We start from the raw sequence: 321 nt of genomic DNA on the forward strand, positions 1-321 counted from the left end.
GCCAGTTTTTTCAGGCTGACAATATTCTGGTCAACCCATGCCAGCGCATCTTTACCCGGTTTCAGCCAGCGCCATAATTCCTGCGCCGAGATTTTTACCGTTCTGAACGTGGTCAGAAATTTCTGACCAATGTTTTCTGCCAGTGCGTCAAGTTCCCCGGATTTATCCGCCATGTCGTGCCAGTTAAGCACCCGGCGCATCTCGTTCTTGATTTCTTCAAAGGGGCCGCTGTTTGCCACCTTTATGCGAAATTCAAGCAGGTTGGCTTCCATCTGGGCGAACATCCCGTCCCAGGAGTTCATCGCACTGGCCTGTGCACCT

At 52.0% G+C, this 321-nt stretch carries 1 protein-coding gene; it reads right to left on the minus strand.

Features of this window, described 5'->3' with window-relative positions; genetic code table 11:
* On the minus strand, positions 1-302 hold a 302-nt coding region (locus AC0L3J_RS37805; RefSeq protein WP_473350505.1), incomplete at its 3' end, for a hypothetical protein.
* Positions 303-321 lie beyond the last annotated feature (19 nt).

The organism is Bradyrhizobium sp. Kon37 (assembly GCF_055807535.1).